This window comes from Vibrio sp. D417a (genome assembly GCF_030248595.1).
Taxonomy (GTDB): Bacteria; Pseudomonadota; Gammaproteobacteria; order Enterobacterales; family Vibrionaceae; genus Vibrio; species Vibrio alginolyticus.
Map to the genome: position 1 here is coordinate 357,650 of NZ_JAHGAM010000001.1, position 14,137 is coordinate 371,786.

Consider the following 14,137-nt stretch of genomic DNA (forward strand, 5'->3'; position numbering starts at 1 on the left):
CTATGTTAAGTCGTTTCTTTATTCAGAGACCTAAATTCGCGCTGGTTATTTCGATCATATTAACGCTAGCCGGCGCGATCTCACTGGCGATTTTGCCAGTGGCTGAGTATCCACAGATAAGCCCGCCATCAGTAAGCGTTTCGGCTTACTACACCGGCGCGAGTGCGGAAGTTGTCGAGCAGGCCATTGCGGACCCCATAGAGACCTCAGTCAACGGCGTTGAGGATATGATATACATGTCTTCAAAGAGCGCGAACGATGGCTCTTACAGCCTAAACGTCACGTTCGATGTCGGCACCGACCCAGATATGGCGCAAGTTAACGTGCAAAACCGCGTGTCACAGATTGAGTCAAAATTGCCTCAAGAAGTTCGCATGGTTGGTGTGACGGTGAAAAAGCGTTCACCTGACTTGCTGATGGTACTTAACTTCTATTCACCTGATGGCAAATACGATGATCAGTTCTTGATTAACTACATTAACTTGAATGTAAAAGATCAGTTGGCTCGTGCGAAAGGTATCAGTGAAGTTAACGTGATTGGTGGTGGCGAATATGCAATGCGTGTTTGGTTAGATCCTGAAAAAATGGCCAACCTTAAGCTAACCACGTCAGACGTATACGCCGCTTTGGCTGAACAGAACGTTCAAGTTGCGGCAGGGCGTGTAGGTGCAGCACCATACAACAATCCGCAAGAAGTTCAGTTTAACCTTGTGACCAAAGGTCGCTTGGAAAGCGTGAGTGAGTTTGAGAACGTAGTCCTTCGAGCTAATCCCAATGGATCTACGGTTTATCTGAAAGATGTTGCTCGCGTTGAACTAGGCAAAAAGTTCTACGATGGTAACGGTAAGTTCCGTGGCCAGGACGCGTCAATCGTTGCGTTGTCTCTTCAATCGGATGCGAATGCGTTAGAAAGTGGTCAGGCCGTCATGGAGCTCCTTGAAGGCTTGAGCAAAAACTTCCCAGAGGGGATGGAATACGAGACCAGCTACGATACAACCGTGTTCGTATCTGAATCGATCAAAGGGGTAGTAAAAACACTGATTGAAGCGATTCTATTGGTGATTGCTGTAACTTACTTGTTCTTGGGTAGTGCGCGTGCAACGTTGATTCCTGTTGTCGCGATCCCCGTTTCTCTGATTGGTACGTTTGCCATCATGCAGGCAACGGGCTTCACCATTAATACGGTTACTTTGTTTGGCTTGATCCTTGCGATTGGTATCGTGGTGGACGATGCGATTCTGGTTATCGAAAACGTCGATACTACCATGGCGAAAGACCCAACCATTTCACCGCGTAAAGCGACGTTGCTAGCGATGAAAGAAGTAACGGGACCAATCATCACGTCGACCTTGGTTCTACTTGCGGTATTCATACCCGTCGCCATGCTGCCAGGTATCACCGGTATCATGTATCGCCAGTTCGCTTTGACCATCTGTATTTCGGTTGTTATTTCATCCATCAATGCATTGACGCTGTCTCCAGCACTTTGTTCTCTGGTATTGAAGCAGGGTGGGGGCAATACCGCTAACTGGTTCCAGGCTTTCAACCGAGGCTTAGAGCGCATCACTACGCGTTATGGCCAGATCGCTGGTTTCTTGGTGAAGAAGTCTTTACTGCTCGTGACGTTCTTTATAGTTGCTATCGCAGCGGTCACTTTCTTTGCGAAAACCACCTCTACAGCGTTTGTTCCTCAAGAAGATAAAGGCATTTTGCTGGTTAACGTACAGCTACCAGATTCAGCCTCTTTATCACGTACTGAAGAAGTCACCAATGATTTAATGAAAATGATCGGTGAAGAACCTGGTGTGGATGGTGTGACGGTTGCGAACGGTTACTCGTTTATGACAGGCGCAGCAGCATCAAACGGTGCTTCTGTATTTATCAAATTGCATGACTGGGATACTCGTAACTCGCTGCAAGGAGAGCACTCTGCTAATGCTATCGCGGCACGTATTAACGGTCGAGCGGCGACAGAGCTACCTCAAGCGGTTGTTTTTGCGATGGGACCACCGGCGGTTCCTGGTATGGGCGCTGCGTCTGGTTTTGAGTTTGTGCTTGAAGACACGCTAGGGCGAAGTCGTACCGATTTGTCGATGGTCATGGGAGAAATGATCCAAGCGGCTAACCAAGCGCCTGAAATTGCCTACACGTTTAGCACGTTCCGCGCGAATGTTCCGCACTACTACGTTGATATCGATCGTGAGAAAGCGCAGCAATTAGGTATTTCGCTGTCGTCTATTTTCCAAACCTTGCAAGGCAACTTAGGTTCGCTTTATGTGAATGACTTCACCATGTTTGGTAAGAACTTCCGCGTAACCATGCAAGCTGATAGCCAGCACCGTAGCAGCATGGAAGATCTAGAGCGTTTCCATGTTCGTTCTTCGAACGGTGATATGGTTCCGTTAAGTACGCTAGTGAGCTACGAGCAAGTGTTTGAGCCTGATGTGGCGTGGCGTTACAACATGTACCGCAGTGCTATCATTCAAGGCCAACCAGCACCGGGTTACTCTAGTGGTGATGCGATTGCCGCAATGGAACGCGTTGCTGCTGAAGTTCTTCCACAAGGGTATACGTATGAATGGACAGGTATGGCTTATCAGGAAGTGCTTGCGGGCAACCAAGCCATTTATGCGTTTGCGCTGGCTTTGATATTCATTTACTTGTTTATGGTGGCTCAGTATGAGAGTTGGAGTATTCCACTGGCTATTATTTTGGTGGTCCCAGTAGCAACGTTAGGTTCCTTCCTTGCGTTGAATCTAACTGGCACGCCGCTTAACTTGTATGCCCAAATTGGTCTTGTCTTGCTCATAGCCTTGGCGGCGAAAAACGCCATTTTGATTGTGGAGTTCGCCAAGCAAGAGCGTGAAGAAAAAGATGCTGATATCGATAGTGCAGCGGTTAAAGGAGGCACGTTACGTTTCCGCGCTGTGAATATGACATCTTGGTCATTTATCCTGGGTATCTTCCCGCTTATCTTTGCCGCTGGCGCGGGGCACGTGAGTCAAAACTCACTAGGCGTGTCGCTGATTGGTGGTCTATTGTGTGTGCTTCTAGCAGGTACATTCTTGATCCCAGGCTTCTACGCTCTGGTGCAAAGACAGCGTGAGAAAGTTCATGGCGGCAACACCAAGCTGGTTCCTCTTGATGATGAATAATCACATCCGAAGTGCGCAGTAAGCACGAAGTGACAATTGAAAAAAAGCCCGAAGCAATGATTGCCTCGGGCTTTCTATTTTGAAAAGGGTTATTTTAGCGCAGTTTTGAATTGTGCAACGGCTTCATCCATATCATGAGCTTGAGCAGAGACAGAGTTCACTTCATGCAAGCATTCCTGAGCGGATTGCATGTTATTCTCAGATATTGCGTTTAGCTCGGTGATTGAACCGCTAACTTGGTTCATAACGATACCTTGTTCTTCAATTGCTGAAGCTATGCGCTCCGAATTACCTTGAATTGAATGCATGTCAGTGATGATCTGCTGCAGGCTAGAATCCAGTTTTTCAGAAGCATTAAGTGTTTGTTGCCCTTGATCGTTACATTGATCAATATCAGCAACAACTGTCGACATTTGAGTTTGAATATCTGCAACGACCCGCGTGATTTCCTCTGTGGATTGATGAGTTCGGCTAGCTAGGGCGCGTACTTCATCGGCAACAACTGCAAACCCGCGGCCTTGTTCGCCTGCTCGCGCGGCTTCAATTGCTGCGTTGAGAGCTAGTAGGTTGGTTTGCTCTGCTATTTCTTGGATGATGTTCACGGCACCACCAATTTTATCTACATGCTGATTCAGCGAGCCAATCGACTGCTGGCTGTTTGATAAAATCGTGGTTAGTTGACCGATGTTGGTTACCGTCGCCTCAACAACTCCTCGACCTTGTTCGGCATTATTCGCTGCCTGATGTACGCCTTCTACCGCAACTGATGTGCTTTCAGAGATTTCACCTATTGTGGCAACCATTTGCTGAACTGCCGTCGCCATTGATGCAGTGTGGTCAGTTTGAGTGTGGAATTGCTCCATAACGCCTTCTAACTCACGATGCATATTATCGGTACTTGCAGTGAGTTGCGCCGATTTTTCTTGGGTACTACTAATTAGATGCTCAAGCTTATCCAAAAGGTCATTGAGGTGATGACTGATATCAAATAGCTCGTCTTGACCTTTCAAATCAGATCGAAGTCCCATGTTGTTCGTTTCGCTGATACTTCGAATGGTGCCAAGTAAGCTATTCACTCGCGTATTGATTGAACGTGAAATTTGCCAAATCAATGCGAAAATAACGACTAAGATCAGAGCTGTAATGACCTGCTTGATGGTCGACATTTGTTCATCACGTTGTGCGGCAGCAGAGCTAAGGGCTGTGGAAAAGGTTTCAAATTGCTCTTCTACGGCATGAGATAATGCGCGAGTTTCACCGAGTAGGCCTTTGTCATAAGCAACCCCAACAACTTGCTTTTGGGCCGCCAATTGCTTACCTGTTTTGATAAGCTCAGGAGCATATTGCCCCTCAAGCAAGTCACTATTGAATAGTCCTGCTTTTACCGCAGAGTCAAAACGGACTAATGCCAATAACTGCTGGTGGTCTGAACGTTGTTTTGCTTCTAATAGTGCTTGTTCGTAACCAGCGAGAAGCCCACTCTTTGAATCAAGCCCGTATCGTTGGTAAGCGCTGACCAGATTCTGAAAGCCCCTTTGGTATGCGAGCAAGTCTTGCTTAAATTGTTGACTGGAAGGTAATTCATTACTCTTGAGTATGTTCGCAAGCTCTTTTTCTGTGTCTATAAACTTGTCAACATTGGCGTCAAACTTATTTAGATATTTGTCATTACTACGTAGTAGGAAATCTTTTTCATTTCTGCGTAAGTTGAGTAAGCGTATTTCTAGATCACCAACGAGTTTGATGGCGTGATTAAGGTCATTGCTCTTATTTTCAAAATGGGATGACGTACCCAAAAGGGCCACGATGCCTAAAATGGCGATAACTCCGAGGAAGTAGAGTTTTTGCCTAATAGTCATATTGTTGTTTCCTGAATAAGTAACTAAAAAGAGAAATCCAATGAGATTTCCAAGGGCTAGCAAACGTTGTTCAACTAACATGTCGAGAACACGACATGCACTAATACAGCACTTTTTTACGTTGCTGTTTTTTCGCTCCGTGCTTGTTTTTTGTATCAAGTCGTCGGCGTTGAGAAGCGCGGGTTGGTTTCGTTTTAATACGCTTCTTCTCCTGTAAAGCGGCAGCTTTTATCAATGCTTGAAGCCGATTTAGGGCGTCTTCCTTATTTTGTTCTTGTGTCCGAAATTGTTGCGCTTTGATGATGATCACGCCATCTTTACTTATACGACTATCAGAAAGTGCAAGTAATCGCTCTTTGTAAAAGTCAGGTAAGCTGGAATTCCGGATATCAAAGCGCAGGTGTATAGCGGACGCTACCTTGTTAACGTTCTGGCCACCATTTCCTTGAGCTCTAATTGGGGATAATTGAATTTCCCACTCTTGAATTGTGACGGAGTTCGAAATTTTGAGCATGATAAGTAAATGCCGGTAAGGACGATTGAAAGAGCTGATAAATTAACATTACAGATGCACAAATAGAAGAAAAGACATGAGCACGATTGATTTTAGACCCTATGAGGGATTCATATTTGATATGGATGGTACTCTAATCGATACCATGCCAGCCCACTTGGCAGCTTGGCAAGCAACTGCTGAGCGTTTTGATTTTCCGTTTTGCCAGGAATGGTTTCACAGTTTGGGAGGGATGCCGAGCTTTAAAATTGTTGAGGAACTAAATCGTGTGCATGAGCTTTCGTTAGATCCTAAAACTGTCGCGACATTTAAAATGGAAACATTCGCTGCTATGGAGCTTCATGGTGACGTTATTCCTTGCACGAACATCGTGTTAGAGGAATATTTAGGCCATAAGAAAATTGCAGTCGGGACTGGCAGCCAACGAGAAAGTGCCATGCGCTTATTAAGTCATGCAGGTTTATTAGACAAGTTGGATGTTGTAGTAACCGCGAGTGATGTAGAGAACCATAAACCCTTTCCAGATACCTTTTTGGTGGCCGCGGAACAACTCGACTTGGAGGCGTCACAGTGTCTTGTGTTCGAGGATACTGAGTTGGGGAAGCGAGCGGCGCATGCAGCTGGTATGGATTGCGTTATGGTGCAAGATAATGAGTTGATCTTTTTCCCAAAACCATAGTGGCAATATCCCTTAATATGAGATCAAAATGGGGTGCAAATGCACCCCATTAATTTTTACCACATCATCGATCATGAATCATAGATGCTTATTCTGGTTGAACTAGCTCTTGATATTCAAATGAAGGTACCACAACTTCTACGCGACGGTTTTTCTCACGACCTTCGCGAGTGCTGTTGTCAGCAACTGGGTTTTCTTCACCCATACCTTTAACTGTCAAACGATCTGAACCAATGCCAGCTGCGGTTAGGTAATCAGCAACAGATTGAGCACGACGCTCAGACAGTTTTTGGTTGTATGCCGCAGGGCCTGAGCTATCCGTGTAACCAGTAATCTCTACTTGAGCTTGAGGATATTCGTTCAAGAATGAAACAAAGTTGTCCAGACGTTCAGAAACGGACTCTGTTAACTTAGCACTATCGAATTCAAACGTACCTGTACCGTACTCTTCTTTGTGCACCTTGCTCATCATCACTGGTTCTGGATCTGGCTCGATCACTTCTTCCGTTACAACTGCTGCAACAACTGGAGCTGCTGCGAATTTGTAGTTAACACCGATACCAAAGAAGTTAGCATCCATGTCGTCCCACACGTCGTCAGACATGTCTTGGTAACGTTGGTATTCAGCGCGAACACTCCAGTTTCTATCGATCGAGTATTCAGCACCCAAAGAACCTGTTGGGACAAAGTCTGTTTCGTCATCAGACATCATGTAAGCACCACCGATCTTAGCAAACAGATTCCAAGAGTCGTTTAAGTGCCAGTTGAATTTAGGTGCAAGTGTTAAAGCCGTTAGATTGCCGTCAATCGTATTAATCGTATTAGCCCCTGACCTAGAGTTTCCTTCATAGTCGCCTAAGAAGTCTACGCCGTACTCTAGCCCGATGATATCGGTAAAGTCATAACCGATATGTAGTCCTGCACCGAACGCTTCATCATCACAAGGGCTATTTAGATAGCAAGCGTCGTCAAGTGTAGTCATGCCCACTTTGCCCCCGATGTACATTTCAGCTTGAGCAGAGTTTAAAAGCGCGCTACTACCAGCTACCACTGCTGCTACTGCAATTGCTACTTTGTTCATAATGTTTCCTTGTATTGATTGCATATTAACTTCTACTTCGTTTTATCAAAAAATTAGAAAAAACCAGCGTTTATAAGAAATTAGTTTAATATTCTAATCATTTCATATCAAGCAACAATATATTTGAACTTGATCAACATTTACTACCCAAAAATACCTCACAAACTTCTGATATTTCTTACATTGTAGTAAAGATTTTTTGGTGCATAAGAAAATTGATGATTATTTTGAACTTTTTTTCGTAAACTTTACTTTACATTGTGCGCGGTGGTTAACAGGTGGTTTTTATTTGCATTTATTTGCAAAAACTGATTGCAAGTCTACGCCTAAGCCGATAAGTTACTTAAACGCTAGACAGAAAATGACCACAGCCCTTGATGCTGCTCGCTTTGTGAACAATGTTGCAATGAGTTCAGTTGGTAAGAATGGGGTCGGAAATAAAACCAGGAAGTAGAAGTAATGTTTCAAACTGATGATGTAAGAATAAATAGAGTAAAAGAGTTATTGCCACCTGTTGCAGTATTAGAGAAGTTCCCAGCGACTGAAACCGCTTCTTCGACCACTTTTGATTGCCGTAACGCCATTCACAATATTCTTGAAGGAAAAGACGATCGATTACTCGTGATCGTTGGCCCGTGTTCTATTCACGATCCGGCTGCCGCGGTTGAGTACGGTAAAAAGCTAAAAGTACTACGTGATGAACTGGGCGAGCAGCTTGAGGTTGTTATGCGAGTTTATTTTGAAAAGCCGCGTACAACCGTTGGTTGGAAAGGCCTTATCAATGACCCTTACTTAAATGACACCTATAAGCTAAATGATGGTCTACGTATCGGACGTAAACTTCTTCTTGATCTAACCGATATGGGCTTGCCAACGGCAAGTGAATTCTTAGATATGATCACACCTCAGTACGTGGCGGATTTGATCAGTTGGGGCGCTATCGGTGCTCGTACGACAGAATCTCAGGTTCACCGCGAGCTAGCTTCTGGTCTTTCTTGTCCTGTAGGTTTCAAAAACGGTACAGACGGGAATATTAAAATAGCGAGCGACGCGATTCGTTCTGCAAGCGCTTCCCATCACTTCCTTTCAGTAACAAAATACGGTCATTCCGCGATCGTAGAAACCGCTGGTAATCCAGACTGCCATATTATTCTACGTGGCGGTAAAGAACCAAACTACAGTGCAGCACATGTAGCTCAAATTAAAGATGAGCTGGACACTGCAGGTCTGCCGAAAAAAGTGATGATTGATTTTAGCCATGCTAACAGCTCGAAGCAGTTCAAGCGTCAAATGCTGGTGTCTGATGATGTATCCGAGCAAATCTCTGCTGGCGAAGAAGCCATTTTTGGAGTGATGATCGAGTCTCATTTAGTTGAAGGTCGCCAAGACTTAGTGGATGGTAAAGCAGCCACTTATGGTCAGTCGATTACTGATGCATGTATTGGTTGGGAAGATACGGAAACGGTACTTCGTCAGCTTTCTGATGCAGTAAAAGCGCGCCGCAACAAGTAAGCTCAACAGAAAAACTTTTTTAAAAGCGAATAGTGAAGAGCCAGAGGTACTATGCCTCTGGCTCTTTTTGTTGAGAATTACTCTCATATCTTTCTATTGTTTCTGCTTTCCTATATGTTATCTGTATACGTTGTAACCAAAAGGAATTTGGAATTGAATCGTAATGTATGGCTTCTATCCCTCTGCCAAGCCTTATTAATGACAGGGAATATTTTACTCATATCTGTTATTGCCCTTATTGGCAAAACACTTGCGCCGTCATCAAGTTTTATCACATTACCAGTTGCACTGCAGTTTTTGGGACTGATGGTCGCGACAATTCCTGCGTCGCTAATTATGGGCAAGTTAGGGCGTCGCCTTGGTTTTAGCCTTGGTAATGTCATTGGCATTTTGGGTGCTAGTCTAGCGACGTATGCATTAAGTCAACAAAACTTCTATCTGTTCTGCATGTCTACGTTTTTGCTTGGTGTTGGTATAGGTTTCGGTACTCTATACAGGTTTGCTGCCATTGAAGTGTGTGAAGAGTCGGCAAGGCATAGGGCGATTTCGATATCTATGGCGGGTGGGGTGTTAGCGGCGATCCTTGGACCTAATTTGGCGGTGTACTCACAGCAGTGGTCAGGTGATGGCTTATACATTAGTGCATTTGCTGTGCTTGTCGTGCTTTATATAACTGCGTTGGTTGTGCTACAAACCATTCGTTTTCCACCTGCACACACGCAGGCGCTACACGCTAAGGCGGATAAGCTGAGACTGATTATTCGTCGACCTAATTTCATGCTAGCAGTTATCGCGGCAATGGTTGCGTACGCGGTGATGAACATTTTAATGACAGCAACTCCTTTAGCGATGATTGGTTGTGGCTTTGATTTTGATAAAGCGGCGGGAGTGATCGAATGGCACGTGTTGGGTATGTTTGCTCCTGCGTTTGTCACGGGCCGTCTGATAGAGCGGTTTGGCGCTAAGAATATGATTTTGGCGGGTGGATTGCTATTTGTTGCTTGTATTGGAATTAATATGCATGGAGTGTCTATCTGGCATTTTAGTCTTGCTTTAATCCTGTTAGGAATAGGGTGGAACTTTATGTTTATCGCAGCAACTGGGCTGTTTAGTCAAAGCTATGAAGCGAAAAACAGAAGCAAGGCTCAAGCGTTTAATGAATTCTTCGTGTTCAGTTGTGTCACCATCACCGCATTACTATCTGGTTGGCTTGAGTCTACCGTAGGTTGGCAGAATCTTAATTTGTATGTTCTTCCATTTGTGTTACTCGTTATCGCGATGTTTGCGTTAAAAACGAATAAAAAGCCAGAATCACAAACCGCTTAATTAAGTCTTAATACATAACCCGGCCGATCGTGCCGGGTTTGTTTATTAGCTCAAATCAACAATCTCTTCTTTATGTTTTTATCGATAATGTGAATTCCCACAATAAAAATGTCGATTTGATAAGACTTTTTATCTAACTTTTTGTAATAAAAATAAAAATCCTGTATATATCTTGCCGAAAATCAATAAAAACTAAAGAAGTTTCGTCTATGTCAGCCAATATTTCTCATAAAGCTCAAGAAACTCTCGTGAGGGAGTCTGAGGAACTCGTCTCAACAACGAACTTACAAGGTGTTATTACATATTGTAATGAAGCCTTTTGCCGCGTTGCTGAATACACTCACGAAGAACTTGTCGGTCAGAACCACAATATAGTTCGTCATAATGATATGCCTAAAGCCGCTTTCGGTGACATGTGGGCACGCCTTAAACAAGGTAAAGCCTGGCGTGGAATGGTTAAGAATGCCACTAAGTCTGGCGGTTACTATTGGGTTGATGCTTATGTCACCCCTATCTACGAAGACAACCATGTTGTTGGGTATCAATCAGTGCGCGTGAAACCAAAGCGAGAGTGGGTTGATATTGCGACAAAAGCCTACAAAAGCATGCGTGCTGCAGAGAAGTCTGGCCGAACTTGGTCGTTGAAAATCAATGAAACCATTCGCTATGCGATTCTACTTGGTGCACTAACCGCACCTGCAACCGCATATGCGTTGTCTGTTGAAGGGCCGTTGGCTTGGCTTGCAAGTGCGTTACCTGCAAGTGTTCTGGCTCTGTTATTCCGCCAAGAGTTAATTGATACACCTCAGCAACTTAAAAAGTTACAAAAGCAATATGACAGCGTAAGTCGCTTGATCTATTCCGGTAACACGGCATTTTCGATTGCCGATTTCCATATCAAAATGCTATCCGCAAGAATTCGAACCGTGTTAGGAAGAATGACTGACTCCGCATTGCCTTTGCAGCATTGCGCCGAAGAGCTTAGTCAAACAACGGCAGAAGTCTCGGCTGCATTAAATCAGCAAAATACCGATATTCATCGTGTGCGAGATGCTACCCAAGAGGTGGAGTCGTCGGCAAATTCGGTTTCTTCGAGTACCAATGATGCCCATATGTTGATTGATGATACATTGAAGTCATGCTTGATGGCGAAGGAGACCATCGATCAAACGCACACCAATCTAGCGAAGTTAAGCCTTCAAGCTGAAAAAGCGACGGAAACGACGTATCAACTGAGTGATCAGGCACAGAAGGTGAACCATTTGATGGAAGAGATTGGTGGGATCGCAGAGCAAACCAATTTACTGGCACTCAACGCGGCGATTGAAGCGGCAAGAGCAGGGGAGCAAGGTCGTGGTTTTGCTGTTGTAGCTGATGAGGTCCGCGCGCTTTCTGGGCGAACATCCAATGCAACTGAACAAATCCAAGCCTCTATCTCCACTATGTTGGCAACGATTCAAAGTTGGCAGAAAGATATTCTGGCAAACAAAGAGCAAACCGATGCCTGTTCTCAAGTAGCAGAACAAAGTGCGTTGCGTTTGTCTGAAGTTGAACAGATGATGCAAACCATGAGTGGGCTGATGGTTGATGTAGCAGAAGCGGCGAATAACCAGTTAAAGCTATCTAGTGATGTAAACCAGCACATTCATTCTATCGCTTCGACCGCAGAACAAAACTTGGCAGCAACACATTCAGTTGAACAAAACAGCCGACAGTTGAAAGACCAAGTACAAGATTTCTATCAGCTCGCACTTCGATTTGAAGACAAATAGTCGTAACGAAAGTTGTGATGTTTATGTCCTGGCTGCGTTTATACGAATAGGAGCCAGATAAAAGAAAGCCCCGCCATTGCTGGTGGGGCTTTTCAGTTTTCACATTCGCAATAGAGAAAACTGACTATCTTTTTACTGCAATTACGCGAGTAGCTCTTTTGCTGTGTTCACTACGTTTTCAGTCGTGAAACCAAACATTTTGAATAGTTCGCCAGCTGGTGCAGATTCACCGAATGAAGTCATACCGATGATGCGACCGTCGAAGCCTACGTACTTGTACCAGAAGTCAGCAATACCTGCTTCAATTGCGATACGTGCTGTTACGTCTGATGGCAGTACAGCTTCACGGTAAGCGGCGTCTTGTTTGTCGAATGCGTCTGTTGATGGCATTGAAACAACGCGTACTTTCTTACCTTCAGCAGTTAGCTGTGCTGCTGCTTCTACTGCTAGTTCAACTTCAGAACCTGTTGCGATAAGGATTAGCTCAGGCTTGCCTTCGCAATCTTTCAGAATGTAAGCACCTTTCGCGATGTCTGCTACTTGTTCTGCTGTGCGCTCTTGTTGCGCAAGGTTTTGACGAGAGAAGATAAGTGCTGTCGGTGCATCTTTACGTTCAATCGCTAGTTTCCAAGCTACAGCGGACTCAACTTGGTCACATGGACGCCATGTGCTCATGTTTGGTGTTAGGCGTAGCGATGCCATTTGCTCAACTGGTTGGTGAGTTGGACCATCTTCGCCAAGACCGATAGAGTCATGCGTGTACACTTGGATGTTCTGAATTTTCATCAGCGCAGCCATACGCATTGCGTTACGTGCGTACTCCATGAACATTAGGAATGTTGCGCCGTAAGGAACGAAACCACCGTGTAGCGCGATACCGTTCATGATCGCTGTCATACCGAATTCACGTACGCCGTAGTGGATGTAGTTACCAGAGAAGTCGCTTGCTTCTAGAGACTTAGAACCAGACCACATTGTTAGGTTAGAAGGTGCTAGGTCAGCAGAGCCACCCATGAACTCTGGTAGTAGAGCACCAAATGCTTCTAGAGCATTTTGAGACGCTTTACGTGATGCAATGTTTGCTGGGTTAGCTTGAAGATCAGCAATGATTTGGCTTGCTTTCTCTTCCCACTGTGCAGGAAGCTCACCGTTTACGCGGCGTTTAAATTCAGCTGCCAGCTCAGGGTACGCTGCTTCATAAGCTGCAAATTTCTCGTTCCACGCTGCTTCCTTAGCTGCGCCTGTTTCTTTCGCTGACCATTCTGCGTAGACTTCTTGCGGAATTTCAAAAGGACCGTGCTCCCAACCTAGTTCTTTGCGTGTTGCTGCGATTTCTTCTGCACCTAGTGGCGCACCGTGACAATCGTGTGAACCAGATTTGTTTGGTGAACCAAAACCGATGATAGTCTTAGTACAGATAAGTGTAGGACGTGGATCCGCTTTCGCCGCTTCAATTGCTGCGTTGATTGCGTCAGCATCGTGACCATCGACTGCAGGGATTACGTGCCAACCGTAAGCTTCGAAACGCTTAGGTGTGTCGTCAGAGAACCAACCTTCAACGTGACCGTCGATAGAGATGCCGTTGTCATCCCAGAACGCGATCAGCTTGCCTAGACCTAGAGTACCTGCAAGAGAACATGCCTCGTGCGAAATACCTTCCATCAGACAGCCGTCGCCCATGAACACGTAAGTGAAGTGGTCAACGATGTCGTGGCCTTCTTTGTTGAATTGCGCTGCTAGCGCTTTTTCAGCTAGAGCCATACCAACCGCGTTAGTGATGCCTTGACCTAGCGGACCCGTTGTGGTCTCGATACCTGGCGCGTAACCGTACTCTGGGTGACCAGGAGTTTTAGAGTGAAGCTGACGGAAGTTTTTCAGATCGTCGATAGACAACTCGTAACCTGCAAGGTGCAGTAGAGAGTAAATCAGCATTGAGCCGTGGCCGTTAGACAGCACGAAACGGTCGCGGTCTGCCCACTCAGGGTTTGATGGGTTGTGGTTTAGATGAGAGCGCCAAAGAACTTCAGCGATGTCAGCCATACCCATAGGTGCACCTGGGTGACCAGAGTTAGCTTGTTGAACACCATCCATGCTTAGCGCACGGATTGCATTTGCTAGATGTTTACGATCCATAGTGATTACTTCTCGATATTTGATTTAAATAGAGGGAACTCGCCGAAACAAGTTCAAATAGAATTTTTTGAAAATAGTGCTGATGGTAAAAGCGAGTAGACGGGCT

9 protein-coding genes are annotated in these 14,137 nt (G+C 45.2%); 5 read left to right on the plus strand and 4 right to left on the minus strand.

The annotated features are described in order from the left end of the window. The first annotated feature begins 2 nt into the window (after nucleotides 1-2). Nucleotides 3-3,155: a multidrug efflux RND transporter permease subunit VmeZ gene (vmeZ, locus tag KI742_RS01705; RefSeq protein WP_017635194.1), complete on the plus strand. Its 3,153-nt coding sequence runs from the start codon at nucleotides 3-5 to the stop codon at nucleotides 3,153-3,155. 89 nt (nucleotides 3,156-3,244) lie between these two features. Here the strand turns inward: vmeZ and KI742_RS01710 are convergent, their stop codons facing one another. Both KI742_RS01710 and arfB read right to left on the minus strand, forming a co-directional pair. Continuing rightward, nucleotides 3,245-5,014, minus strand: a complete 1,770-nt coding sequence (locus KI742_RS01710) for a methyl-accepting chemotaxis protein (RefSeq protein ID WP_025767924.1) — start codon at nucleotides 5,012-5,014, stop codon at nucleotides 3,245-3,247. Nucleotides 5,015-5,114: 100 nt separating this feature from the next. Beyond that, complete coding sequence (arfB, locus tag KI742_RS01715; RefSeq protein WP_005389036.1) at nucleotides 5,115-5,528, minus strand: alternative ribosome rescue aminoacyl-tRNA hydrolase ArfB; 414 nt, start codon at nucleotides 5,526-5,528, stop codon at nucleotides 5,115-5,117. Between the two features lie 76 nt (nucleotides 5,529-5,604). Between arfB and KI742_RS01720 the strand changes: the two genes are divergently transcribed. Then, nucleotides 5,605-6,207, plus strand: a complete 603-nt coding sequence (locus KI742_RS01720) for a beta-phosphoglucomutase family hydrolase (RefSeq protein WP_017819896.1) — start codon at nucleotides 5,605-5,607, stop codon at nucleotides 6,205-6,207. Nucleotides 6,208-6,295: 88 nt separating this feature from the next. On the opposite strand, the gene KI742_RS01725 is transcribed toward KI742_RS01720, so the two are convergent. Next, nucleotides 6,296-7,288, minus strand: a complete 993-nt coding sequence (locus KI742_RS01725; protein WP_005373499.1) for an OmpA family protein — start codon at nucleotides 7,286-7,288, stop codon at nucleotides 6,296-6,298. A 459-nt stretch (nucleotides 7,289-7,747) separates the two neighbouring features. On the opposite strand from KI742_RS01725, the gene aroG reads away from it, so the two are divergent. From aroG to KI742_RS01740, 3 genes are all read left to right on the plus strand, one after another. Beyond that, nucleotides 7,748-8,800 (plus strand): 3-deoxy-7-phosphoheptulonate synthase AroG, encoded by a 1,053-nt coding sequence (aroG, locus tag KI742_RS01730; RefSeq protein WP_017635200.1) that lies wholly within the window; start codon nucleotides 7,748-7,750, stop codon nucleotides 8,798-8,800. A gap of 153 nt (nucleotides 8,801-8,953) precedes the next feature. After that, a complete protein-coding gene (locus KI742_RS01735; protein ID WP_285384934.1) occupies nucleotides 8,954-10,126 on the plus strand; it encodes an MFS transporter in 1,173 nt (390 codons plus the stop codon). 209 nt (nucleotides 10,127-10,335) lie between these two features. Further along, a complete protein-coding gene (locus KI742_RS01740; RefSeq protein ID WP_017819900.1) occupies nucleotides 10,336-11,898 on the plus strand; it encodes a methyl-accepting chemotaxis protein in 1,563 nt (520 codons plus the stop codon). 141 nt (nucleotides 11,899-12,039) lie between these two features. On the opposite strand, the gene tkt is transcribed toward KI742_RS01740, so the two are convergent. Continuing rightward, nucleotides 12,040-14,031 (minus strand): transketolase, encoded by a 1,992-nt coding sequence (gene tkt / locus KI742_RS01745; RefSeq protein ID WP_042522667.1) that lies wholly within the window; start codon nucleotides 14,029-14,031, stop codon nucleotides 12,040-12,042. Between the last annotated feature and the right edge of the window lie 106 nt (nucleotides 14,032-14,137).